Consider the following 25,754-nt stretch of genomic DNA (forward strand, 5'->3'; position numbering starts at 1 on the left):
AATCTGCCCGTCTAAAAGAAGTTAGTTGCAAAGGTATAAAAAATAGTTAAACAAAACCGATGTTTTTCTCTTCTTTTGGGAATCGTAGATTCAACTCGCAACTGCGCTTTCTCTTCCGGCGCCAGGGAGGTGAAATAGGCTTTCCAACCTGGACAAAAATTGATGTGCCACCGCCAAAAACGGCCGGCCAATGACTTGGGCTTCCGGTCATACTTTGCCCTCAAGGGGCAGTCTCCGCATTTTAGTGTTGTTGATTCCATTGACTTTTGATTTAATTGTGATCAACTAAGAAACTGTTTCGCGTTACACCCGCAGATGAAACGAGTGCAACCTGACAACAAAAGTAAAAAATATCATTAAAAAAAGCGAACCGGAAAGGCTCGCTTTAACAGAGTTGTCTATTTTTTTACTCTTCAGTCCTGGGTTGTTCCGGCCTTGGAGGACGGGGCAGCAACACCTTGCGTGAAAGTTTGAATTTACCCGTTTTGGGATCAATGTCGATCAGTTTTACGGCAATCTTATCGCCTTCTTTTATTCCGGCATCTTCCACTTTTTCCAATCGTTTCCAATCGATCTCGGAGATGTGCAGCAATCCGTCTTTTCCGGGAAGGAATTCACAGAAAGCACCGTAAGGCATCACTGAACGAACGGTCGCTTCGTACACTTCACCCACTTCGGGCACAGCTACAATCCCTTTTATCTTGCGCATGGCGGCATCGATAGAGTCCTTGTTAGAAGCCGATACTTCTACACGGCCTTTGTTATCGACCTCCTCAATGGTGATGATGGCACCAGTTTCTTCCTGGATTCCCTGAATGATTTTTCCTCCCGGGCCGATAACGGCACCGATGAAGTCTTTCGGGATTTCTATCACTTCAATCCGGGGTGCATGCGGCTTCAGGTCGGCACGAGGTTCGGAAAGGGTTTCCATCATTTTACCCATGATGTGCTCGCGTCCGGCTTTAGCCTGGGCAAGGGCTTTCTCGAGGATCTCGTACGATAATCCGTCTACCTTGATATCCATCTGAGTAGCCGTAATACCGTCTTTAGTGCCACACACTTTAAAGTCCATGTCTCCCAGGTGGTCTTCATCGCCCAGGATATCGGAAAGGACGGCATAGTTCTGTCCTTTGTTTTCGGAAATCAGTCCCATAGCGATACCCGATACCGGCTTTTTCATTTGCACTCCGGCATCCATCAGGGCCAGCGTACCGGCGCAAACCGTTGCCATAGACGAAGATCCGTTGGACTCCAGAATATCGGAAACGACACGAATAACGTACGGGTATCCTTCCGGAATCATGCGTTTCAGGGCGCGATGTGCCAAGTTCCCGTGACCGATCTCACGACGTCCTGTACCGCGTTGCGGACGGGCTTCTCCCGTTGAGAATGGAGGGAAATTATAGTGTAACAAGAACCGCTCTGTGCTGTGGTTGAGCACGTCGTCGACAATTTTCTCATCTAATTTCGTACCCAGGGTAACCGTTGTGAGCGATTGCGTTTCACCGCGGGTGAACACTGCTGATCCGTGTGGTCCTTGAACATAATCCACCTCACTCCAAATGGGGCGTATATCGGTCGTGCTCCTTCCGTCCAAACGTTTTCCCTCATCCAGGATGCAGCGGCGCATCGCTTCTTTTTCCACGTCGTGGTAATACTTGGCAACGAGCGGGGCTTTTGTTTCCCGTTCTTCTTCGGGAACGGATTCCATGAATTCTTCGAGGATAGTCTCGAAAGCATCCATGCGCGCATGCTTGTCGCTGTTCTGCGAAGAAGCAACGACATACGCTTTGGGATAACAGATGCTCCACACCTGTTTGCGGAGTTCTTCGTCGTTCTCTTCGTGTGAATATTCACGTTTCTTAACCGTTCCGCAAAGTTCCATCAGTTCAAGCTGAGCCTGACACTGTTTTTTAATTTCTTCGTGAGCGAACTTAATGGCTTCGAGCAATTCGGCTTCAGAAACCTCGCTCATTTCTCCTTCCACCATCATAATGTTGTCGATGGTGGCACCCACCATAATGTCCATGTCGGCTTTTTCCAACTGACTGAAAGTAGGGTTTACAAAGAGCTGTCCGTCGACACGGGCAACCCGTACTTCTGATAGCGGACCGTTGAACGGAATATCTGAAACGGCCAATGCGGCAGAAGCAGCCAACCCGGCTAATGCGTCCGGCATATCTTCACCATCAGCCGAGAAAAGCATGACGGTTACAAAAACTTCAGCGTGGTAATCATCGGGGAAAAGTGGGCGGAGGGCACGGTCGATCAACCGGCTGGTAAGAATTTCGTAGTCTGAGGGCCTTCCTTCTCTTTTCATAAATCCGCCCGGAAATCTTCCGAAAGCGGAGAATTTTTCTTTATATTCTACTTGCAGCGGCATAAAATCTACTCCGGGGGCAGCGTCTTTGGCAGCACAAACAGTGGCCAGCAGCATGGTGTTGCCCATACGCAACTCCACGGCCCCATCAGCTTGTTTCGCCAATTTTCCCGTTTCGAGCGTAATCGTGCGTCCGTCTGACAGCTCGATTCGCTTGATGATTGGATTCGTCATAAATAAATTATTATTTTTAAATTTTGGATGTAAAATCCCACAAAGATAAGATAAAGTTTTCGTTTTGAAGCGTATAAAACCATAAAATATTGAGGGACTGTTTTGAATTTTACGAATAATATGGTTTTACTTATTCATTTCTCCGCTAGGGTATGCCTCAACCGAGTTCGACTCTACCCATTTTGCTTAACGTACACTATCCGGACAAGAGTTTATTACAATATCAAGATAAACCGGCAAATGGTCGCTGAAACCGCCGACATACCTCGGGCCGTAATGGGTTCGGTAAGGACGTTTTATGCCGGAGGCTTTGTCTTCCTGCAGCAGAAAGTCAGGCTTGAAGATATGCGCTTCACCTCCCTTGATATATATCCTGTTGTCCTCCCTCAACAGATTTCCGCTCACGATGAACTGATCCAGCACCTCCCACCTTCCCCGAAAGAAATAGGTGCCGAAGTCTTTCTCTTTCAGCCGGTGAAAAAACAGGTTGTACAATTCTTTGTCGGAACGGTAATGACGTCGGCTCTTTGCTTTCAGCATCCGGAAGATGCTTTTGTCATGCGGGCCGTCATTGAAATCTCCCATAATTACGATATGGGTGCTTTTTCTGATCATAAAGAGGCTGTCGACCTTCCTTCGCAAAAGGGTTGCCGCATCCAGCCGGGCAGGCTCGGATTCGCGCTGGCCACCACTCCGGCTGGGCCAATGACAAACAAAAACATCAAGGGTATCACCAGAAACGATTCTCCCGGCAGCGTGCAGTATATTTCGTGTGGGGCGTACAACTTTATCGCTGAAAACAACCTCGTATTCATTTTTATCCAGCAGGTTGAATTGATGCCGCTGATAAAGCAAAGCCACATCCATACCACGCTCATCGGGAGAGTGTGTGACGATATATTCATACCCTTGCGCCCGAAGTGGCGACCGCCGGGCAAGATCATACACAACGCTGTCGTTCTCAATTTCGCAAAGCCCCACCAGGGCGGGGGAATACATACCGCCAATGGCAGTAATTACACGCGTTATGTTTCTGAGCTTCTCCCAGTATTTCCAGGGCTGCCAGTTCATGGGGCCATCGGGGAGAAACTCGTCGTCGTTTTTCAGCGGATCATCGATGGTGTCAAAAAGGTTTTCCACGTTATAAAACATAATGCGGAAGCCTGTTTGTGAAAAGGAAAACAGCACACAAGAAAAAAAAAGAAAGACCATCAGGAGAATTTTTCTCATAACACGACACAATCTCCATATTTTGTCATCAAGAACGCCACCGAAGCATCAAAGATAACTATTGATTTATTCCTCCCCTTCGGCAGGGACACTTTCCAGGATCCGGACCAGGTAATCCCAAAATTTTCCCACAGAGGGAATATTCATTTTTTCATCGGGCGAATGGACATCCGTCATATCAGGACCAATGGAAATCATATCCAACTGAGGGTATTTCTCTAGAAACAGCCCACATTCCAGGCCGGCATGGATAGCTTTTACCTTGGCGTTTTTATTGTAAAGGTTCTTGTATTCTTTCTTTGCCAGTTTCAGAATCTGGGAATCGGTATTCGGTTGCCAACCCGGATATCCTTCGCTGTGCACCACTTTTGCACCGGCCAGTTCAAAGACGGCGGAAACCGTATTGACGATGTCGTCTTTGCGTGACTCCACCGAACTACGCTGGCTGGTACCCACCTCGATGGTATAATTTTCCAGCATTTTCACTGATGCCAGGTTGGTGGAGGTCTCCACCAATCCGTCGATATCAAAACTCATACCGATTACCCCGTGTGGACAGGCATACAGGGAATGTATCAGTTTTTCAGCAACACCTTTTTTTATAATCTTAGAGGGCATCTGTACCGATTCGAGCTGGATATCCAGGTTGGGATCCGTTTTTTTGTATTCATTTTGGACATTGGCAAGGAAGACATTCAGTTTCACCCGCATATCTTCTTTGTATTTATCTTTTACACCCACCACTGCATACGCTTCACGCGCAATAGCATTGTGGAGGTTTCCTCCACCAATTTCTGATAGCACCATACCGTACTTCTTGCGCATAATGGAGTACAAAAACCGGTTCAGGATTTTGTTGGCGTTACCCAACCCTTTATCAATATCGCTTCCTGAATGTCCGCCACGAAGTCCTTTCACCTGAATTTTAAACCAGAAGTACTTTTTGGGCGCATCCTTTTCTTTATACTTAAAGTAGGCTCTTGTCCCTTTTCCTCCGGCACAACCGATATAAATCTCACCCTCTTCCTCCGTATCCAGGTTCAATAAAACGTTCCCGGTAATAAAACCGGGCTCCAACGAATTGGCTCCGGTCAATCCGGTTTCCTCATCCACGGTAAACAACGCTTCGATCTTGCCATGAGCGATATCGTTTGAGGCAAGCACTGCCAACTGTGCGGCAATCCCGATACCGTTATCCGCCCCGAGAGTTGTCCCGTTTGCTTTAACCCAGTCGCCATCGATGATAGTTTCAATCGGGTCGTTATCGAAATCGTGCGTAACATCGCTATTTTTCTCGCACACCATATCCACATGCGACTGCAGAATAACTGTCGGCACATTTTCTTTGCCCGGCGTTGCTTCTTTCGTGATCAGCACATTACCGGCTTTATCTTTCTTGGCCTCAAGGTTGTGCTCCTTGGCAAAGTTAAGCAGATAAGCGATAATTTTCTCTTCTTTTTTCGATGGCCGTGGAATTTGTGTGATGTCGTGAAAATAACTCCATACGATTTTCGGCTCAAGCTCATTAATATTCATACGATCTGTTTTTTAAAATAACTGTATAATCTATATTAACATATAAAATGCTTTCTTGTTTATGCTTTAGTCGGAAAACAGGAATGAAAATCGCAAAAAACAGAAAATTTTAGCATCTTTAATACGAAAAATGAGTTTTAATTGGCTATTTAAACTATCTTTGCGCCACAAAATTAAGAATTAAATGATAAAAACTTTACTCCTGGGTATCGCTATCCTTTTTATAGCCATTATGCTAATGGGTATAAAAGTTTTTTTTACAAAAAAAGGCGAGTTTCCCAACACGCACATCGGCGGAAGTAAGGCCATGAGAGACAGAGGAATAAGTTGCGCTACATCGCAAGACAGAGAAGCATCGAACAGAGAAAGTCTGATTGAAAAAATAATAAAAGAAAAAGTCTAACTCACACAATTTTTTGAGAAAATGAAGAAGAATAATGCCTATATTTTTGGGGCGATTTTAGCTGTTGCAATCCTTATTTTATACATCTTGCATTTCACTTCCGCACCGGGAAAAAGCGGCGCAAGAAAAGGAGATTTTATTACGAAGATGAACGATTCTTCCGTTACACTGCCCGTTGCTTATGTGAATGTAGATTCTCTTCTGATGAATTATAACTTCGCAAAAGACCTGAACGAAGCCTTGATGAGAACCGAAGAGAGTTCACGTGCAAGCCTGACACAAAAAGAACGTCAACTGAATGCAGCTGCACAGGAATTCCAGCGCAAGCTTCAAAACAACGCATTTCTGAGCCAGGAAAGAGCTGAACAGGAGCAGCAACGCATCTTAAAAATGCAGCAGGAATATCAGCAAATGGCTGAAAGATTAAGTCAGGAGTTTGCTTTGGAACAGCAAAAACTCAATATGGAATTATCCGATACGGTAAAGGTTCGTTTAGTGGAATTCAACAAAGACAAAGGTTATCAGATCATCTACAGCAACACAGGATCCGACAACATTCTTTTTGCGGACGACAAATACGATATCACCCAGGAAGTGACTGAATTCCTGAATAAAAAGTACGGTCCAACAACCTCTACGGGCAACCCGGGAGCATCCACAAAAACTCCCGCTGCAACCGAAACCAAGTAAAATCTACCTGATCAAATGAATATAAATAAGGTTCTTTGCAAAAAGAGCCTTATTTTTTTATTTTTGTAGCATGAAACATTGGCAAGCCTATCTGGAAATACAAAAACCCGAATACCTGCAAACCAGGCTTCCACAAGACGTTACTGCCGACACGGTTGTGGTTATACCGTGTTATGACGAGAAAGATGTGTTGGTAACCTTGAAGGACCTTTGCCTGTGCGCAACACCTAAAACAAAAACACTGGTGGCGGTGATTATCAACTCCAGTGTTCGGTCGGAAAAAGAAGCAGTCCTTCAAAACAGAAAAACGTACGAAGAAGTTAGTGTTTTTGCCACTGAAAACAGCCGGGGCAACCTTCAGTTTTTCCCGTTGATCTTCGAAAATCTTCCCCGAAAACATGCCGGCGTGGGCCTTGCCCGAAAAATCGGGATGGACTTGGCTGTCGAACATTTCCAGCACACACATAACCCGAAAGGGACAATAATCTCCCTGGATGCCGACTGCACCGTCTCTCCCAATTTCCTGAGCGGTATTTCGGCCGCCTATCGGCAAACAGCCCCTCCCTGCTGTACGGTGCAAAACTTCCACCACCGGGTGGAAGACAACGACAGAAGACTCGAAAACGCCGTTCGCCAATACGAGCAACACATCCTTTATTTCAGCCAAATGCTACACTTCATCGGATTTCCGTACCCCCACCACACCATCGGCTCGGCATTTTCAGTTGCAGCGGATGCGTATGTACGTGTCGGAGGAATGGGACGACAACAGGGCGGTGAAGATTTTTATTTCCTGCAAAAAGTTTTTGCATTCGGAAGAGTCGAAAGGCTGGACGATGTTTTTGTTTATCCCATGGCACGGTATTCCGACAGGATCCCGTTCGGTACAGGCCCGGCGTTGCAAAAAATTGCAGACGAACCTGATGGACAGATGAAAACTTATCACTTCAACGCTTTTCTGGCGTTAAAAGATTTTTTTGACCTGCGGCAATCTTTCTTTAAACAGGACACCGGGTTTATCCGGCAGAGAATATCCCTGTTGCATCCGGCGATAATTGAATTTTCTGAAAAGAACGATGTGGTTTCCGAGATTGAAGAATGCAACCGGAACAGTGCCACATTTCAAGCCTTCGAAAAACGATTTTTTCACCATTTCAATGCTTTCAAGATCATAAAATACCTGAATTTTTCCCACCCAACATACTTTTCTTACGACGCCCTTTCCCGACAGATCGAGAAATCGAACCGTTCATTTTGAGAATTGGCTCTTTTTTAATAACTTTGCACCCGGTTTAACAAAGGTTATCAAAAAAAATGTTCCCGGTATGCTCGGATTTAATTTTGTAGAAATAATCAGTGCCTTCCTGGTCCTGTTCGCCATTATTGACGCAACGGGCTCAGTTCCTATATTCCTGAACCTTAGGAGTCAGAATAAAACCATTGAGCCGTTCAAGGCCTCGTTTTATTCGACCATCATCCTCATCATGTTTCTTTTCATAGGAGAGGCCATACTCAAACTTTTCCAGGTGGATCTTTCGTCGTTCGCAATCGCTGGCGCACTGGTGATTTTGATTATTTCCATCGAAATGATTTTCGGCGTAGAAATATTTAAAATTGACGAAAACACTTCCGGAAACGGTTCGGCAACGCTTGTACCGGTGGTTTTTCCACTGATTACCGGCCCCGGGACCTTCACAACGCTTTTGGCTATGCGTGCCGAGTACAACACGATCAACATTATCATCGCTGTCATCCTGAACATTGCTTTTGTCTATGTGGTGTTGCGTTATTTAGATGGAGTGAAAAGATTGATGGGGGTAGGCGGCGTTTTTATTTTACGTAAATTTTTCGGGGTAATCCTCTTAGCTATTGCTGTTCGTCTCATCACGTCGAACCTTAATGAGCTGATAACATCAATCCAGTCGCAGGCGTTATAAACATAAGATTGCAGCATGAAATTATTTGCTGCGTAAGCAATATTTAACGTCAGAACCCCGGCCGGATAAACAAAAAAAACGTATATTTGTACGTTAATTTGTAAAACAGACTTTTCGCTAATATTAGGTTATTAAACAATCATTTAGAACTAAATTTTTCAATATAAAAATTAAAAACGACATGAGAATTGTAAGTATTTTAGGACGTGAAGTGTTGGATTCCAGAGGCAATCCCACAGTAGAGGTTGACGTATTAACGGAGTCGGGTGCGTTTGGACGCGCTGCAGTCCCTTCGGGAGCATCAACCGGTGAAAACGAAGCGCTGGAGCTTCGCGATGGCGACAAAAAGAGATACCTGGGTAAAGGTGTTTTGAAAGCGGTGGCAAACATCAACGATGTTATTGCCCCGGCATTGGTGGGAACAAATGTACTGGAACAAACACAAATCGATGCCAGGCTACTCGAGCTCGACGGAACAAAAACCAAATCGAACTTAGGTGCCAACGCACTTCTGGGCGTTTCGCTTGCCGTAGCAAAGGCTGCAGCCAATTATTTAGGATTGCCCCTGTATCGCTACATCGGCGGAACAAATACTTACGTGTTGCCCGTTCCCATGATGAATATCATCAACGGCGGTTCTCACTCCGACGCCCCCATCGCTTTCCAGGAATTTATGATTCGTCCGGTTGGAGCGAATTCTTTCCGCGAAGGACTTCGGATGGGTGCCGAGGTTTTCCATGCACTCAAAAAAGTGCTTCACGACAAAGGGCTCAGCACTGCTGTAGGAGATGAAGGCGGCTTTGCCCCGAACCTGGCCGGAGGAACCGAAGAAGCATTGGAATCCATTCTTACCGCTATTAAAAATGCAGGCTACGAGCCGGGTAAAGATGTAAAGATTGCTCTCGACTGTGCCGCTTCTGAATTCTATAAAGACGGCGTTTACGATTACTCCAAATTTGAAGGCCCCAACGGTAAAAAACGTACTTCGGCCGAGCAAGCTGAATACCTGCAGGAACTTATCACCAACTACCCGATCGACTCCATCGAAGACGGGATGCACGAAAACGACTGGGACGGATGGAAACTTCTGACCGATAAAATCGGAGGGCAATGCCAACTGGTAGGTGACGATTTGTTTGTAACAAACGTCGACTTCCTGCGCAAAGGGATTGAACTGGGTTGTGCAAACTCCATTCTTATCAAGGTAAACCAGATCGGGACACTGACCGAAACGTTGAACGCCATCGAGATGGCACACCGCCACGGATACACCAGCGTAACATCTCACCGCTCAGGCGAAACCGAAGATGCTACCATCGCCGATATATCCGTAGCTACCAATGCCGGACAAATCAAAACAGGATCGCTGAGCCGCTCAGACCGTATGGCTAAATACAACCAGCTGCTCCGCATTGAAGAAGAATTGGGCGACAGAGCCGTTTACGGATACAAGAAAATCAGATAAGAGAAAAAACCATCAACAGTGAAAGGGTGTGCCGGCTTTGCCGTCATGCCCTTTTTTCTTTCTGTCCTGTATCCTGCTTGGGTTACACCCTAACCAATCAACGCTAATTATAAGAGAACCCATGAATCGATCGCAACGCATGAGAAAGTTTAATGAATAGTTGGAGTATCTTTAATATAGTTGTATATTTGACACAAATAAATCCGTATTATAACATTCCTTACCGATGAAAAGAAACATCATATACATTTTTTTAGCTATTGTAGCCGTGAGTATTATCACAGTTATGACCTTGTCGAACAACGATTCGGAGAAAGTAGAACTGGAACGTCCGCAAGTACTCTCCATGACGGCATCGGTTGATGTTCCCGGAGAGATGATGTTCGCGGGTGAAAAGATCGTGTTCGACCGGTACGATCTCCACGAGCGGATGGACCGCGAACTGAACAGTTTCACCTACTTTCACTCCACCACCCTGCTCCTCTTCAAACGCGCAAACCGTATCTTCCCGGTGATCGAGCCTATTTTAAAACGAGAAGGGGTGCCGAATGATATAAAATACCTTGCCGTGATTGAAAGCAGCCTCGACCCCCGGGCGGTCTCACCGGCCCGTGCCAGCGGATTGTGGCAGTTTATGTCGGGTACAGCTCAACAATTCGGACTTGAGGTATCGCCCGAAGTGGATGAGCGTTACCACATCGAGAAATCAACCGTCGCCGCTTGCCGGTACCTCAAAGACGCGTACCGGAAGCTCGGTTCGTGGAGCGCTGCCGCCTTGTCCTACAACGGAGGACAAGCAAGGATCACCAGCGAGTTCACCAAGCAGCAAACCGACAAAGCGCTTGATTTATGGCTGGTGGAAGAAACAACCCGTTATTATTTCCGTATGCTGGCTATTAAAACCCTGTTTGAAAACCCGGCACAATACGGATTTGTCCTTCGTAGCGATCAACTGTATAAACCCATGGAGTTCAAGGAAGTCATGGTTTCCTCGGCCATTCCAAGCCTGGCATCGTTTGCCAAAGAGAACGGCATCACCTATGCCCAACTAAAGGATTTCAATTCGTGGCTCCGCGATGCCAAGCTCACCAATAAATCAGGAAAAAACTATACTGTCCTTATCCCCACCCGGGAAAGCCTCTACTACAAAAAAGGGGAGAAAATAAAAATTCACGACGAACGATGGATCGCAAGATGATCTTTTTCACTACCTTTGCAGGTTCGTATTTTCAACAAAATGACTCCTGAGACAGAACGTATTGAAGTGTATGGCGCACGCGTACACAACCTCAAAAATATTGACGTAACCATCCCGCGCGATTCACTTACGGTTATTACCGGATTGAGCGGAAGCGGCAAGTCGTCCCTGGCCTTCGACACCGTTTTTGCCGAAGGGCAACGGCGTTATATAGAAACATTTTCGGCCTATGCCCGTGGATTTTTAAGCAAAATGGAACGTCCCGATGTGGATAAAATTACCGGATTAAGCCCCGTCATTTCCATCGAACAAAAAACCACCAACCGAAATCCACGTTCTACCGTTGGCACCACCACAGAAATTTACGACTTCCTACGGTTGCTTTATGCCCGTGCCGGAGAAGCGTTCTCGTACATTACGGGCGAGAAAATGGTAAAATATACCGAAGAGCAAATTCTGGAACTGATCTTAACCCGGTATGCCGGAAAAAAAATATACATCCTCGCACCCGTTATACGAAACAGGAAAGGACATTACAAAGAGCTGTTCGAGCAAATCCGGAAAAAGGGATTTATCAGTGTCCGCGTGGACGGCGAGATCCGGGAAATTCTGCCGGGGATGAAGCTGGACAGGTACAAGAACCACAGCATCGAAGTACTGGTGGACAAACTAGCCGTGTCCAACAAGTTTGAAGATAAGCTCAGATCGAGTGTCAGGACTGCCATGAAGCAGGGTTCGGGGCTGATACTCATCCAGGACACCGTGTCCGGCGAGGTGCGCCACTACAGCCGCGAGTTAATGTGCCCTACCACCGGATTATCCTACAACGAACCCGCTCCGCACAATTTCTCGTTCAACTCACCATTAGGCGCATGCCCCAAATGCAAAGGGATAGGGACCATCGACTCCATCGATACGGAAAAGGTCATCCCCGATCCCTCCATAAGTATTGCCAAAGGCGGAATCGTGCCGCTAGGAAAAGAAAAAAGCAACCTGTTTTTCTGGCAAGTGGCTGCCATTTGCGAAAAATACGGAGTTACGCTGCAGACGCCCATCCGGGATATCCCGCAAGATGCTATCGACGAAATTATCTACGGTACCGACGAACGCCTGAAAATCAAAAATGAGTCATTGGGTAACTCCAACTACATGGTAAGTTACGAAGGAATTGCCAAGTACATCGATATGCAACAGGATGATGACGCATCGGCTTCTGCGCAAAAATGGGCGGGACAATTCATATCGACGTCGGTTTGTCCGGAGTGTAACGGGCAACGGCTCAACCGGGAGGCACTTCACTTCAAAATTAACGGCAAGAACATTGCTGAGTTGTCGCACATGGATATCCAACAGCTGCACGACTGGATTGTAGATGCCGGTGATCACGTTTCAGAAAAACAGCAGCTCATTGCCGAAGAGATCAACAAGGAGATTCTTTCGCGGTTGCGCTTTCTTATTGATGTCGGACTGGGTTACCTTTCCCTTTCCCGCGCATCGGCATCGCTCTCGGGCGGGGAAAGCCAGCGTATCCGGCTGGCTACGCAGATCGGTTCGCAATTGGTAAACGTATTGTATATCCTGGATGAACCCAGTATCGGATTGCATCAACGGGATAACCACCGGCTGATCGATTCGTTGAAAAAACTGCGCGATTCCGGCAACTCCGTAGTGGTGGTCGAGCACGATAAAGACATGATGCTTGCATCCGACTATGTGGTAGACATGGGTCCGTTTGCCGGACAAAAAGGAGGCGAAGTGGTTTTTGAAGGCACTCCCGAAGAGATGCTCAAGAAGAATACGCTAACCTCCAATTACCTGAACGGAAAAATAGAAATCAAGATTCCCGGGAAACGGCGCAAAGGGAACGGCAAAACACTCGTTGTGGGAGGAGCAACAGGCAACAACCTGAAAAACGTTACCGTACAATTTCCGTTGGGAACACTCATATGCGTAACAGGAGTGTCGGGGAGCGGCAAATCTACGCTTATCAACGAAACGTTGCAACCTATCCTGAGCCAGAAATTCTACCGTTCCCTGAAAGACCCGATGCCATACAAGGAGGTGCACGGCATAAAAAATGTAGACAAAGTAGTTAGTGTGGACCAGTCTCCCATCGGGAGGACTCCCCGCTCGAATCCTGCAACTTACACGGGTGTGTTCAGCGATATCCGCACCCTGTTTTCCGGAATGCCCGAAGCAAAAATCCGCGGTTACAAACCCGGACGATTCTCATTCAACGTAAAAGGAGGACGTTGCGAAACCTGTGGAGGAAATGGATATAAAACACTGGAAATGAACTTCCTACCCGATGTAATGGTTCCCTGTGAAGGATGCCATGGGAAAAGATACAACCGGGAAACACTGGAAGTACGGTTTAAAGGGAAATCCATTGCCGACGTACTCAACATGTCGATCAACGAGGCGGTAGATTTCTTCGAAAACATTCCCAACATCCTGCATAAGATAAAGGTGCTTCAGGAGGTGGGACTGGGATATATCAAGCTCGGACAATCGTCCACAACCCTCTCGGGCGGAGAAAGCCAACGGGTAAAACTTGCGGCCGAACTGGCCCGGACCGACACCGGAAATACCCTTTATGTACTGGATGAGCCCACTACAGGATTACATTTCGAGGACATCAGAATTTTATTGGGAGTACTCAATAAACTGGTGGACAAGGGAAATACAGTGATTGTTATCGAACACAATCTCGACATCATCAAGTGTGCCGATTACATCATCGATCTTGGTCCCGAGGGTGGGGAAAAAGGAGGGAACGTGCTTGCCACAGGAACACCCGAAGAAATAATTAAGCACAAAGGTAGCTATACGGCAAAGTACCTGAAGGAAGAGTTATGATGGAAGCGGATCAGCCGTTTTTAAAAATAAAGCACTGTTTCTAAAAACAAAAAGTTAAAAATCAGGTTTTCCTGAACTTTTCAACTATCGTCTTGTTATAGTTTCTGAGGAATAATTAGAGAGTATAATAGAGAGTGGGTTGATGTAAACCCAAAGAAATATAATAACAACATGACAAAAATCACATTTAAAGGAAATCCGGTAAATACCGGTGGCAGTCTGCCGGATGTGGGTTCGCTGGCACCCGATTTTTCGCTGGTAAAAACAGATCTTTCGGAATTAAAGCTATCCGATCTGAAAGGAAAGAACGTAGTTTTAAACATTTTCCCAAGCCTGGACACTGGCGTTTGTGCTGCTTCTGTCCGCAGGTTCAACAAAGAAGCCAGCTCTTTAAACAATACAACCGTTCTCTGCATTTCGGCAGACCTGCCGTTTGCTGCAGGCCGTTTTTGCGGCGCTGAAGGATTGGAGAACGTGGTTACACTTTCCACTTTTCGCGACCACTCATTCGCCGACAAGTACGGTGTGCTGATGACTGACGGCCCGCTTCACGGATTATTGGCCCGTGCTGTGGTAGTCGTTAATCCCGAAGGGAGAGTTGTATATACCGAACTGGTTCCCGAGATTGCACAGGAGCCGGATTATGAATCTGCAATCAACTCGATAGTGTAGTTTGTTTCATGAAGATTGTGTTAACAAGAAAAGTCTGCGAAGTGATTCGCGGGCTTTTCACTTTTCAGAAACATACAACACAAACAAACACTTAAAATTGCCATTCACTGAACTTCCGCATGTCTGGAATATTAAGAGAAGATTAGCTGTTATCTTAACACATGCGAAACTTAAATAAAAAATAATAAAACAAACATGAAATCAATCATCGGAATCATTCTTATCGCGGGAGCCGTCATCCTCGGTTATCTCGGCATCACAAACCTGCAAAAGAGTTCAAAATCGGTAGAAATTCTCGGCATTGAAATAACTGCTGAAGACAATAAAGGCAAGGAGATCGCCTATGTCGAAATTGGAGTCGCCATCATTACCCTGATTGGGGGAATCTACTTACTTGGCCAGAAGAAAAGATAATCCCACACAAAACCGGTCATTTCTTTTTTTTATAAACTCATAAAGCTTTCCATCTAAGTTTCTTTTTATTACTTTTGTAATAAATTTACCGATCCAACTCCTGTTTTTCATCGGGTTAATGGCAAATCGATGAGAACTTTTATATATGGCAAAATCAACAAAACGAAAAAGGAAAAAGACAACAACTGCCACTGCAAGAAAGCGGAGGACCGCCATAATCAGTTTTTTAAAAAATGAAAGGGTTCGTTTCATTTTTGGTGTCCTCATTGCTTTTCTGGGAATATTCACGTTGCTGGCAATCATCTCTTTCTTTTTTACCGGGGCGGCAGATCAAAGCAAAGTGCTCAATAAATCCTTCTGGGAACTGACTCAGGATAAGCAACTGGAAGTAGATAACTGGACGAGCACCGGCGGGGCTTTTTTAGCTGAGACACTGGTAAACAAATGGTTCGGCTTATTTTCGATACTTATTCCCTTTTTCGTCATTTATTTAGGATTGAGGCTGATGAAGGTTTCCGACTTCAGCTTTATAAAAGTGCTGCTTATCACTGCCTTTGGGCTGGTTTGCGGTTCCATCACGAGTGCCTTTATCTTCGGGCGTCTGTTTCCCAAAAGCCATATCAACTGGGGAGGTGCTCACGGAAGTCAGATCGAGCGCCTGCTCGAAAGCAGCATCGGGGTGCCGGGGATGATCCTTCTCGTACTTTTGTTCATCCTTATCATCGTGATTGTCTTCCGACAAAGCTCAATGCACAAGATCCAGGAGACACTCATCAATAGCAAACCCACCTTTAACGGAAATAAAGAGAGCCAACCCCCCATTGAACTCGAGTTTGACGAAAAAGAAGAACCGGAGGAGAAAAAAAAACCGGGCATCTGGAGAAAACTGTTCTCTTTCAAAAAGACGGACAAGCCGGAAACAAAGGCCGAACCGGAAGTTTTGCTGCAAAACAGGGAACAAACACCTCTTCCCGTTACGCAGAACACAGTCCCGCCCATCCGAAAAAAAGAGCCGGCGAACGACGTTTTCGAGGTTTTTGTTCCGAAAGACGAAATACAGGTTGCCGAAAACAAACCCGAAGAGAAGGCTTCACCGCTGGCTGAGTCGGATACAAACGAGGAAACGGATCCGGATGTGGAAATTCTGGAAGACTACGACCCTAAAAAGGACTTGTCCTCATTTGCATTCCCTACCATGGACCTGCTCAAGGTATACAATACCGGCAACAGACAGGTGGACATGCAGGAGCAAAACGAGAATAAAGACAAAATTATCCGCACCCTCCGTAACTACGGGATAGAGATCACCTCCATAAAAGCGACTGTCGGTCCAACGATCACACTCTACGAAATTGTGCCGCAGGCAGGAGTCCGGATCTCACGAATTCGAAACCTGGAAGACGATATTGCCTTGAGCCTTTCGGCGCTGGGTATTCGTATTATCGCCCCAATGCCCGGTAAAGGGACAATCGGTATAGAAGTACCCAACAAAGAGCCACAGATTGTATCCATGCAATCGGTTATCGCTTCCGTCAAATTTCAGGAATGCACCTATGATTTGCCGGTAGCGCTGGGAAAAACCATCACCAACGAGGTGTTTATTTTTGACCTGGCCAAAATGCCGCACCTGCTGGTCGCCGGAGCAACCGGACAGGGAAAGTCGGTAGGCTTGAATGCGATCATCACATCGCTGCTGTACAAAAAGCATCCGTCGGAAATGAAGATGGTGCTTATCGACCCAAAAATGGTGGAATTCAACATCTACTCCACCATTGAAAAACATTACCTGGCAAAGCTTCCCGATGAGGAGAAAGCCATCATTACCGATGTAACCAAGGTAACCCAAACACTCAACTCGCTCACCAAAGAGATGGACGACCGGTACGAACTGCTGATGCGCGCCCACGTCCGTGCCATTAAGGAATACAACGAGAAGTTCATCAAACGGAAGCTCAATCCCAAAAACGGACACAGGTACCTGCCGTATATCGTGGTGGTGATCGATGAGTTTGGCGACCTGATCATGACTGCCGGAAAAGAAATCGAGATGCCCATCGCACGTATCGCACAAAAGGCACGCGCTGTGGGTATGCACATGGTGATCGCCACACAACGCCCCACAACCAACATCATTACCGGAACCATCAAGGCCAACTTCCCCGCCCGGATGGCTTTTCGTGTAACCTCACAGATCGACTCAAGAACCATTCTCGATGCTACCGGTGCCAACCAGTTGATTGGGCGGGGTGACATGCTTTTCTCGCAGGGGAGCAACCTGATTCGTATCCAGTGCGCCTTTGTAGATACGCCCGAGATAGAGGATATTTCCCAATACATAGGTAAACAACGGGGTTATGAATCCGCATTTGCCTTGCCCGAAGTGGTATCGGCGGATAGCGAGGATAAACCCGGCGCAGTAGACCTGAACGAGCGGGATACACTCTTCGATGAAGCCGCCCGGCTTATTGTAATTCACCAGCAAGGCTCCACGTCACTGATCCAACGGAAATTTTCCATCGGGTACAACCGGGCAGGTAGGCTTATGGACCAACTGGAAACCGCCGGAATCGTAGGCCCTGCACAAGGAAGCAAGCCTCGCGATGTATATATTTCGGATGAATATTCGCTGGAAAAATTATTGGATTCCTTGAGGTAAAATCCGTAAACCGGAAACCCGGATCGCAAAATAAACCAAACACCCTCTTTTTAGTCCAACCCATCAGAAAACCCGTTAAAAGGAGAACAATATGAAAAAATATATACTCGCCATTGCCGCATTATTAACCGTATCTACTGGATTCGCACAACCTGCCGCAAACGCCCGGAATATCTTAGATAAAGCATACAGCACCTATGAAAATTCCAACGGCATCAAAATGACGTTTAACATTACCACCACCGACGAAAACGGAACGGCATACCAACCCCAGAAGGGGACGGCACGGGTAAAAGGCAACAAGTTCAAAATCGAAACGTCAACCATCGATACCTGGTTCGACGGAAAAACCCAGTGGGTTTTGATGAAAGAACTCAACGAAGTAAACGTCAGCCACCCCTCAAACGAAGAGGTTGCCTCCATCAGCCCACTGGCCTTGCTGAGCATGTATAAAACCGGGTTCACGCTGGACGCCCCTGCATCGGAAATCATTAACGGGAAAAATGCATTCGTTATAAACATGTCTCCAACGGGAAGCAAAAGTGATTTCAAAGAAATCTCCGTGGCCATCGAGAAAAAAAACAACTCCGTTTTACAAGTGGATATCACCCTGAAAAACGGGATGAGAAACAAAATTGATATCAACGATTACAACACCAATTATAATTTCACCGATACTGAATTTATCTTCAACAAAGACCAACACAAAGGAGTTGAAGTTGTGGATTTGAGATAAATGGACGATAGAAATTTACTATATCCATTTCACGTATAGAAGAATAATCGTACCTTTGAGCCAATTATTAACAGTACTGCCTTCTCTCAAACAAAGGGAAGGTTTTTTAAACATATTACGACTATGAGGAATAAAGTAAGATGCCTGATCATCGGGTCGGGACCCGCGGGATACACAGCAGCTATCTATGCTTCGCGTGCCAACCTGGAGCCCGTCTTATTTGAAGGACTACAGCCCGGTGGGCAGCTGACAACCACTACTGAAGTGGAAAATTTCCCCGGCTATCCCGAAGGAATTACCGGGCCGGAACTGATGGAAGACCTTAAAAAACAAGCTCAGCGATACGGGACTGAGATTTTTCCGGGAAGAGCCACCTCCGTGGATTTTTCGGTACGCCCGTTTAAGGTAACGATCGACAACGAGCACATGATTGAAGCCGACACGGTGATTATCTCTACCGGCGCAACCGCCAAGTACCTGGGGCTGCCCGATGAGACCAAATACGCCGGACAAGGGGTTTCTGCCTGCGCCACCTGCGACGGTTTTTTCTACCGCAAAAAAAAGGTGGCCGTGGTAGGAGGCGGAGATACCGCCTGTGAAGAAGCTACCTATTTGTCGGGACTGGCAGACAAGGTCTACCTGGTTGTGCGTAAGCCTTACCTGCGCGCATCCCAGATCATGCAGGAGAGGGTAATGAACAATCCAAAAATCGAAATTCTTTTCGAACACAATGCCGTAGGGCTGTACGGAGAAAAAGGCGTGGAAGGAGTGCACCTGGTAAAACGTATGGGCGAACCCGATGAAGAGAAAATTGATCTCGCCATCGACGGATTTTTCCTAGCTATCGGACACACACCCAATACCGACATCTTTAAAAGCTTTTTGGAACTCGACGAGGTGGGATACATCAAGATAGACAATCCAACATCCAAAACCAACATCGAAGGTGTTTTTGCCGCAGGCGACGTCGCCGATCCGCATTACCGTCAGGCTATTACAGCTGCAGGGATGGGGTGCCGCGCCGCCATGGATGCCGAGAGATACCTGTCGGAAAAAGGATTGTGATTCCTTTCGGCAGTTACAGCGGCCTTTCTAATTAATTATTTTTAAGAACAAAGGCTCGGTAGTGAATAGTTGTTTAAAATTAAACAACTATTTTTTTGTTAAAATATTTAAGCAATAAAACAAAAGAACCTATCTTTGCGAGCATATTGAAACTTGCTGGTTTCTTTTTATTAATTAAAACAAAAAATCACATCATTAAAAGGACCTCACGACAGCACAAAGACAAAAAGTTATTTTTAAACACGCGCACAAGCCTGGATTACTTATTAAATCAATTTAAAAACTAGAGGGAATGAAAAGTAAAAATCTTTTTCCGACAAAAGGCTTTTTTACACTCCTGTTGAGTGTATTTGCCTTTTCTATTTCTGCTCAAAACGTAACCGTAAGTGGTACTGTAACGGACGACACGGGGCTTGAAGTCATCGGCGCAACAGTAATTGTCGCTGGCGATGCAAGCCGGGGAACCGTAACGGACTTTGACGGTAAGTATACATTAAGCAATGTTCCGTCCAACGGTTCGTTGCAGATCAGTTACGTGGGAATGGTCACTCAGACTATTCCGGTGAACGGGCGTACAACCATTGAAGTAGTACTCACGGCCGACAGTGAACTGCTGGACGAAGTAGTCGTGACGGCGTTGGGGATGAAACGTCAGCAAAAAGCGTTGGGGTATGCGATGAAAGAGCTGAAAGGCGACGAGTTGATATCCAACATTATCAATCCCGTTGCAGCCTTACAAGGGAAAGTCGCAGGGGTTGAAATTGCCCAGTCTGACGGTGGTATGTTTGGCTCTACCAAAATATTGATTCGTGGAGCATCCACTTTAGGTAAGAACAACCAGCCTATCTATGTTGTTGACGGCGTTATTCTTGACAACGCAATATCCAATTCAGGTGATGCAGACTGGAACCAAGCAGCCAACGACTACGGAAACGAATTGAAAAACCTCAACCCCGAAGATTTTGCGACCGTATCAGTATTGAAAGGTGCTGCTGCAACGGCACTCTATGGATCAAGGGGGTTGAACGGAGCGGTTGTCATTACTACAAAGAGTGGACAGGGCCGTAAAGGGCTTGGCATACAGGTATCACAAACTTTCGGTACTGATTATGTATACAAACAACCAAGAATGCAAAACGTTTATGGCCCCGGTGCCATGGCTGGCTATGTAGATTACGGCACCCAGAAACCTGACGGCACCTATTACCAGTTCGACAACCAACGCCAATTCATGTTGAACGCCGACGGAAAACATACGTTGATGGGCGACTGGGACTGGGAAGGATACGGACCCAAGTACGATGGATCCGAAATTGAATTTTACGACAAATCCTATCGGGCCTACCTGCCTGTTAAAAACAACTTTAAGGATGCGTATAATTTAGGATTTAACTCCAACACCAATGTAGCGATCAGCGGCGGAAACGATAAAACCACTTTCTACACCTCCTTGGGTTTTTTGCACAATCAGGGAACGTTGCCCAACAACGATTTCAAACGATTAACACTTTTAACAAAGGCTTCTCACAATATCACGGACAGGGTAAGCTTGGAAGCAACACTCTCGTTTGCCAATTCTATGCCTAGAAATGCCCAACCAAACATTGGGGAGTATTTTATTGACGGAACGTGGTCGCGCTCCTACGATTCGAAATTTTTAAAAGATAAATACAAAGGAGAGCATGGCGGACTGGCAAGCACTTCATATGGTGACGTTTACGGTTCCGTTCCTGGAAGAGGGCTTTGGTGGAATATTTACGAAAACGATTACAGGCGAAAAGAAACCTCGGTACGGCCCGGACTTATTTTAAGGGTACAGCTGACCGATTGGCTTGACCTAACTACGGAAGGTAATTTAAATTACTACTACACGCGTGACGAAAGCAAGGAATTAGGCAGTGGATACGCTAATGAAGGAGGATATTACTCAACGTCTCAATATACGAAAGAACAGACAAATTTCTACAGCACGCTCAACGCAATGAAAAGCTTCGGTAATTGGACAATCGGTGGATTTTTACGTGGTGAGTATTACAACAACACGGAACAGTACAGCCGGCTTTGGACAAATGGAGGACTGGTAGTTCCCGGACAATTCTTCATCGGAAACTCAAAAGACAATGTGGGTTACGATGGATACATCAGCGGCCAAAAGAGAATGTATTCAATTGCTTCACAGTTTAGTGCAAGCTGGGCCGATCAGGTATTTGTAGATATCACCGGACGCAACGACTGGTCTTCTTCACTCGTATATTCAGACGGACACGGTACATTCTCCTACTTCTATCCCTCTATATCCGGCTCATGGCTGGCGCACAACACATTAGACCTACCGGACTGGATATCATTCATGAAAATTCGCGGGTCATGGGCACAAGTAGGAAACGATACCAGCCCTTATATCATCAACACAGCCTATTCAATGGCAACTTCCACAACCAACAACGGGAAAACATATTCGTTGGAATTACCTTCTACCGTATATGACGCAAACCTGAAACCGGAACGCAAGAATGCATGGGAAGTCGGATTGGACTGGCGTTTCTTCAGCAATCGGATCAATTTGGATATGGCTTACTACAAAGAAAATACCTACAACCAGATCATGTCGATAGCCGTACCTTACGTATCGGGCATCAGCAACCAATTCGTAAATGCCGGCAATATTCAGAACCAAGGTGTGGAAATAGCGCTTAACACGGTTCCCTACACAAGCAAGGATTTGGAATGGACACTCGATTTTACGTACACTAAAAATAACAACAAAATTATTTCGTTGCACGAGAACGTGGCAGACTATATCCGGTTGGACGGCGACGTGGCATACGGGAATTACCGCATCGGATCCGTGGCAAAAGTAGGTGAATCTTACGGTATCTTGATGTCTGACTCTAAAAAAGCGATAGACGAAAAAACAGGGCTGCCGGTTTTAAACTGGTCAGACAGCAGACGTTTTGCCTATTACAAACGAAGCGGAAAAGCAGAGATTATCGGTTCCATGGTACCCGATTTCATGGGATCCGTTTCTACCGGGCTTCGCTACAAAGACTGGAGTCTGCGGGCTTCAATGGACATGCGTTTCGGAGGATACGTTGCCTCTTACGGATCTCGTTACGGCACCTCGTATGGATTTACAGAAGCCTCACTGAAATATTCGGCTCCCGAGTACGGAGGAGTTACATGGACATCTAAATACGACAACATAACCTACAACGACGGACTTATACCGGAGGGCTTACTTGCCGGAGGAACTTCCATCACACAACCCGACGGCACTAAGTACGTAGTGGCAGACGGAGGCGAAACCTATCAGTCTTTGTTTGAAAAAGGCAAAATTGAACCCACTCACGCTTCTCCGTGGCACTACTTCACCAACAGCTGGGGACAAGGTGTAGTAAACGACTCCTGGGTATCTAAACTCAACTATATCGCTTTACGTGAAGTAACATTGAGCTATAGGTTGCCGCAGGCAATAGCACAGAAATTTAGAGCAACCAACCTAAATTTATCCCTCACCGGACGTAACCTGGGTTATCTGCTCAATAACATGCCTAACGGTGAAAATCCTGAATCGGTTCGAGGCACGTCAGTATCGGAATTCCGTGTACGTACATTCTCGCCCTTTACAGCCAATTACATGTTTACCATAAATATGGGATTTTAATTGTTTGATAATTAAAAATAAACAGAACAATGAAAAAAATAAAATATATCGTAACAATTTTCCTGAGTGGGTTGCTTCTCATAGCGACAAGTTGCCGTGACGATATGGCAAAAATCAACTCCAACCCCTCTCAGGTTACAGATGCCAATATTTCGTATCTTTTTGCACAGTCGGTAATCAGTTTTGAACCGAGCGGCTATCTTCTTTGGTTCTACAACGCAGCAATGACCTACAAATGGGGACAGATGGGTGTTCCAACCGGTGGCTTTACATCCACCTATACACAAACTACTGCCACAGGTGATCAAGGTTCGCAATACATAGCAGTATTGAAATATGCCCGCGACATTGAAAACATCCGCAACAATATAGATCCGGTAGAGGCGGCAAAATATGCTAACATGGCTGCCTGTGTGGATATTCTAACTGTTTATCTGGGTATTTTCGATAGCGATATGTACGGGGACCGTCCTTTCACAGAAGCTGCCAGGGCACGTTACGGAGGTACATTAACCCCGAAATACGATAAGGTATCCGACCTTTACGATTTGTGGCTCGAAACATTGGACAATGCGGCAACAACCTTAACCACATCCAAGGATCAGATATTTCCTCCAAACCAGGATGTTGTCTATAAGGGCGACGTAGCTAAATGGGCAAAATTAGCCAATTCGATGAAACTGAAAATTGCTTCCCGGCTAATTTCTCAAGACAAAGCAAAAGCGCTTTCCATTGCATCGCAGGTGGCATCGGCTCCGGTGGGTGTACTGGATGGAAGTGCAGATGACTTCCTTTTCAACAAGGCAAATGCTATTACGAAAGACGATGGCGACAAAGTTTATCACTGGAACAACGGTTTTCTTGAAAGTACGGCATCCAGCCAGCGAGTAGTTGATTTCATGCTAAAAAACAAGGACCCCCGCGTCCGTTTCTTCTACAGAAAAAACAGTTGGAACTCAACAATCGTACAAGGATTTTTCGATCAGGGAAAAGCCGTTCCTGCCTATATTTTGGATAATGTAAATTATACTGAGGCAGGAGGTAAAAAAACATTCGTATCCTGGAAAGGCATGGGAGAACCCTGGGTGCGATACTACGGATTGCCGGTGGAAATGGACGCAGCACAAAACCCCGCTGTATACGGTGATTATTTCGATTACAGTAACCGCTCTAAATTAAAGATTGGAGATGCAGAGAAAACGTATACCCCTTTCTCCGGATTTCAGCAGGAGATGATCATTGGCCGTTACGATTTCACACTGCCCACACTCCCCGGCGGGCCGGTCATACAAGACCTGGACAACAACCCGTGGTACGGCATGTATATGTCAACGGCTGAAGTGAACCTCTACCTGGCGGAGTTTAAGCTACTGGGCGCAAACCTGCCCAAAACAGCATCGGAGTATTTCAACAAAGCGTTAAGGGCTTCCGTAGAAGAATACGACAGATTGGCCGAATTGAATAAAATCCCTTATTACGGCAAAACGTACGACTATGATCCGAACGAGAAAGTAATTGACTTGCAAAATGGAGAGATTGATGCTATGCTGGCAAATGCCGATTACCAACTAACCGGAAACACGGCGTTGGATCTGGAAAAAATTTACATACAGCAATTGTTGCACTTCACTTTGTCCCCGAACGATCAATTTGTAACTGTTCGCCGGTCAGGATGCCCGAAATCAAGCTCTACGCTGATTGAGTGGGAGAATTTCACGAGCGTCCCCAACAATGCTATTCCGCGTCGCTTTGAAGTAGGCTCGCCCTCTCCGACCGATCTGATGTATCAAATCCTGATCGACGCTTATCAGTCACAAGGCTTTACCCCGGGATCAAGCCAGGATGGCACGTTATTGAACTCCGAAAGGGTATGGCAGGATATCAATGCCCCCCAGTTTGGTCAAGGTCCTAAATAACAACACGCCCATTCTTATTTTTACTATAAATCAGAGCTGTTTTTTCGGCTCTGATTTTTTTGTTTCCCTCACAAAAAGTATCTTTACACAACTTTTAAACGGTCAATTAAAACAGAAGTGAATAAAATAATTTTCTTTCTCTCAGTCATAACATTGTTCTTTGCCACCCAGCTAGATGCACAAAAGAAAAGAATGATGCTGTTCGATGAGTACTTGAACGGCATTGTCCTGATGAAAAACAAGGCAAGGACTTCGGCAAAGCTCAATTACGATACGGCAAATAAAAAAATGATGTACCTGCAAAATAATGATGAGATGATTTTACTCAACTATAATCAGGTAGATACTGTGTATATCGCTGACAAAAAATTTATTCCGTTACATACGGTGTATCTGGAAGTTGTACACACGAAAAACAGCGAAATTTTTATTGACTGGGTGCTTAAAGACAAGTACAGGGGAAACAGGGGAGCCTACGGACAAATTACTCAAAACAAAGTAGAAACGATAAATACTGCGCATTGGACGAACAACGAATATAAAATTCAAACCGCGGAAGTGTTTGAACGTGAAAATGCAAATGCTTATTGGATATACATAGACGACAAGCCAGTCAGGTGCCGAAACGAAAAAGATTTATTGAAATATTTTCCAAACAGGAAAGAAGAAATAAAGGCATTCACAAAAAACGAAAAACTCAATTTCAAAAATCCCGCCGATGCAATACGAATTATCGGTTTTTGCTTGCAATAAAACTAC

Annotated in this window: 19 protein-coding genes; 15 read left to right on the top strand and 4 right to left on the bottom strand. The window is 45.7% G+C overall.

Going from position 1 to position 25,754, the window contains the following annotated elements; genetic code table 11:
* Positions 1-11 precede the first annotated feature (11 nt).
* The 4 genes from AACM02_RS00070 to AACM02_RS00085 form a co-directional block, all read right to left on the bottom strand.
* Positions 12-260 carry a hypothetical protein gene (locus AACM02_RS00070; protein WP_214062629.1) on the bottom strand — a complete coding sequence of 83 codons (249 nt, stop codon included), beginning with the start codon at positions 258-260 and terminating at the stop codon, positions 12-14.
* A gap of 146 nt (positions 261-406) precedes the next feature.
* Positions 407-2,554, bottom strand: a complete 2,148-nt coding sequence (gene pnp, locus AACM02_RS00075; RefSeq protein WP_332456981.1) for a polyribonucleotide nucleotidyltransferase — start codon at positions 2,552-2,554, stop codon at positions 407-409.
* A 186-nt stretch (positions 2,555-2,740) separates the two neighbouring features.
* Positions 2,741-3,784 (bottom strand): endonuclease/exonuclease/phosphatase family protein, encoded by a 1,044-nt coding sequence (locus AACM02_RS00080; RefSeq protein ID WP_339115683.1) that lies wholly within the window; start codon positions 3,782-3,784, stop codon positions 2,741-2,743.
* Positions 3,785-3,850: 66 nt separating this feature from the next.
* Positions 3,851-5,320, bottom strand: a complete 1,470-nt coding sequence (locus AACM02_RS00085) for an aminoacyl-histidine dipeptidase (RefSeq protein WP_339115684.1) — start codon at positions 5,318-5,320, stop codon at positions 3,851-3,853.
* A 184-nt stretch (positions 5,321-5,504) separates the two neighbouring features.
* Between AACM02_RS00085 and AACM02_RS00090 the strand changes: the two genes are divergently transcribed.
* The 15 genes from AACM02_RS00090 to AACM02_RS00160 all read left to right on the top strand — a co-directional run bounded on the left by AACM02_RS00090 (position 5,505) and on the right by AACM02_RS00160 (position 25,748).
* Complete coding sequence (locus AACM02_RS00090) at positions 5,505-5,723, top strand: hypothetical protein (RefSeq protein ID WP_321716202.1); 219 nt, start codon at positions 5,505-5,507, stop codon at positions 5,721-5,723.
* 21 nt (positions 5,724-5,744) lie between these two features.
* On the top strand, positions 5,745-6,413 hold the full coding sequence (locus AACM02_RS00095) for an OmpH family outer membrane protein (RefSeq protein ID WP_339115685.1): 669 nt from the start codon (positions 5,745-5,747) through the stop codon (positions 6,411-6,413).
* A gap of 70 nt (positions 6,414-6,483) precedes the next feature.
* Positions 6,484-7,671: a hypothetical protein gene (locus tag AACM02_RS00100; RefSeq protein WP_339115686.1), complete on the top strand. Its 1,188-nt coding sequence runs from the start codon at positions 6,484-6,486 to the stop codon at positions 7,669-7,671.
* Between the two features lie 67 nt (positions 7,672-7,738).
* Positions 7,739-8,350 (top strand): MarC family protein, encoded by a 612-nt coding sequence (locus tag AACM02_RS00105; RefSeq protein WP_339115687.1) that lies wholly within the window; start codon positions 7,739-7,741, stop codon positions 8,348-8,350.
* 181 nt (positions 8,351-8,531) lie between these two features.
* Positions 8,532-9,815: a phosphopyruvate hydratase gene (gene eno, locus AACM02_RS00110; protein WP_214063422.1), complete on the top strand. Its 1,284-nt coding sequence runs from the start codon at positions 8,532-8,534 to the stop codon at positions 9,813-9,815.
* 226 nt (positions 9,816-10,041) lie between these two features.
* Positions 10,042-11,013, top strand: a complete 972-nt coding sequence (locus AACM02_RS00115; RefSeq protein ID WP_339115688.1) for a lytic transglycosylase domain-containing protein — start codon at positions 10,042-10,044, stop codon at positions 11,011-11,013.
* 39 nt (positions 11,014-11,052) lie between these two features.
* Positions 11,053-13,872, top strand: coding sequence for an excinuclease ABC subunit UvrA (gene uvrA / locus AACM02_RS00120; RefSeq protein ID WP_332456975.1), 2,820 nt, complete (start codon positions 11,053-11,055; stop codon positions 13,870-13,872).
* A gap of 171 nt (positions 13,873-14,043) precedes the next feature.
* Positions 14,044-14,544: a thiol peroxidase gene (gene tpx, locus AACM02_RS00125; protein WP_214063397.1), complete on the top strand. Its 501-nt coding sequence runs from the start codon at positions 14,044-14,046 to the stop codon at positions 14,542-14,544.
* A gap of 195 nt (positions 14,545-14,739) precedes the next feature.
* Complete coding sequence (locus tag AACM02_RS00130) at positions 14,740-14,958, top strand: hypothetical protein (protein ID WP_321716201.1); 219 nt, start codon at positions 14,740-14,742, stop codon at positions 14,956-14,958.
* Positions 14,959-15,103: 145 nt separating this feature from the next.
* Positions 15,104-17,614 (top strand): DNA translocase FtsK 4TM domain-containing protein, encoded by a 2,511-nt coding sequence (locus AACM02_RS00135; RefSeq protein ID WP_339115689.1) that lies wholly within the window; start codon positions 15,104-15,106, stop codon positions 17,612-17,614.
* A 91-nt stretch (positions 17,615-17,705) separates the two neighbouring features.
* Positions 17,706-18,350, top strand: coding sequence for a LolA-like putative outer membrane lipoprotein chaperone (locus AACM02_RS00140; RefSeq protein WP_339115690.1), 645 nt, complete (start codon positions 17,706-17,708; stop codon positions 18,348-18,350).
* A 123-nt stretch (positions 18,351-18,473) separates the two neighbouring features.
* Positions 18,474-19,415 (top strand): thioredoxin-disulfide reductase, encoded by a 942-nt coding sequence (gene trxB / locus AACM02_RS00145; protein ID WP_339115691.1) that lies wholly within the window; start codon positions 18,474-18,476, stop codon positions 19,413-19,415.
* A gap of 292 nt (positions 19,416-19,707) precedes the next feature.
* Positions 19,708-23,079: a SusC/RagA family TonB-linked outer membrane protein gene (locus AACM02_RS00150; protein WP_339115692.1), complete on the top strand. Its 3,372-nt coding sequence runs from the start codon at positions 19,708-19,710 to the stop codon at positions 23,077-23,079.
* A gap of 29 nt (positions 23,080-23,108) precedes the next feature.
* Positions 23,109-24,995: a SusD/RagB family nutrient-binding outer membrane lipoprotein gene (locus AACM02_RS00155; protein WP_339115693.1), complete on the top strand. Its 1,887-nt coding sequence runs from the start codon at positions 23,109-23,111 to the stop codon at positions 24,993-24,995.
* A 117-nt stretch (positions 24,996-25,112) separates the two neighbouring features.
* Complete coding sequence (locus AACM02_RS00160; protein WP_339115694.1) at positions 25,113-25,748, top strand: hypothetical protein; 636 nt, start codon at positions 25,113-25,115, stop codon at positions 25,746-25,748.
* Positions 25,749-25,754: the final 6 nt, after the last annotated feature.

It is taken from the genome of Petrimonas sp. (assembly GCF_963921705.1).
Taxonomy (GTDB): domain Bacteria; phylum Bacteroidota; class Bacteroidia; order Bacteroidales; family Dysgonomonadaceae; genus Petrimonas; species Petrimonas sulfuriphila.

Coding starts and splice junctions, on each gene's coding strand:
- AACM02_RS00070 (WP_214062629.1), bottom strand. CDS start 260: ATGGAATCAACAACACTAAAATGCGGAGACTGCCCCTTGAGGGCAAAG.
- pnp (WP_332456981.1), bottom strand. CDS start 2,554: ATGACGAATCCAATCATCAAGCGAATCGAGCTGTCAGACGGACGCACG.
- AACM02_RS00080 (WP_339115683.1), bottom strand. CDS start 3,784: ATGAGAAAAATTCTCCTGATGGTCTTTCTTTTTTTTTCTTGTGTGCTG.
- AACM02_RS00085 (WP_339115684.1), bottom strand. CDS start 5,320: ATGAATATTAATGAGCTTGAGCCGAAAATCGTATGGAGTTATTTTCAC.
- AACM02_RS00090 (WP_321716202.1), top strand. CDS start 5,505: ATGATAAAAACTTTACTCCTGGGTATCGCTATCCTTTTTATAGCCATT.
- AACM02_RS00095 (WP_339115685.1), top strand. CDS start 5,745: ATGAAGAAGAATAATGCCTATATTTTTGGGGCGATTTTAGCTGTTGCA.
- AACM02_RS00100 (WP_339115686.1), top strand. CDS start 6,484: ATGAAACATTGGCAAGCCTATCTGGAAATACAAAAACCCGAATACCTG.
- AACM02_RS00105 (WP_339115687.1), top strand. CDS start 7,739: ATGCTCGGATTTAATTTTGTAGAAATAATCAGTGCCTTCCTGGTCCTG.
- eno (WP_214063422.1), top strand. CDS start 8,532: ATGAGAATTGTAAGTATTTTAGGACGTGAAGTGTTGGATTCCAGAGGC.
- AACM02_RS00115 (WP_339115688.1), top strand. CDS start 10,042: ATGAAAAGAAACATCATATACATTTTTTTAGCTATTGTAGCCGTGAGT.
- uvrA (WP_332456975.1), top strand. CDS start 11,053: ATGACTCCTGAGACAGAACGTATTGAAGTGTATGGCGCACGCGTACAC.
- tpx (WP_214063397.1), top strand. CDS start 14,044: ATGACAAAAATCACATTTAAAGGAAATCCGGTAAATACCGGTGGCAGT.
- AACM02_RS00130 (WP_321716201.1), top strand. CDS start 14,740: ATGAAATCAATCATCGGAATCATTCTTATCGCGGGAGCCGTCATCCTC.
- AACM02_RS00135 (WP_339115689.1), top strand. CDS start 15,104: ATGGCAAAATCAACAAAACGAAAAAGGAAAAAGACAACAACTGCCACT.
- AACM02_RS00140 (WP_339115690.1), top strand. CDS start 17,706: ATGAAAAAATATATACTCGCCATTGCCGCATTATTAACCGTATCTACT.
- trxB (WP_339115691.1), top strand. CDS start 18,474: ATGAGGAATAAAGTAAGATGCCTGATCATCGGGTCGGGACCCGCGGGA.
- AACM02_RS00150 (WP_339115692.1), top strand. CDS start 19,708: ATGAAAAGTAAAAATCTTTTTCCGACAAAAGGCTTTTTTACACTCCTG.
- AACM02_RS00155 (WP_339115693.1), top strand. CDS start 23,109: ATGAAAAAAATAAAATATATCGTAACAATTTTCCTGAGTGGGTTGCTT.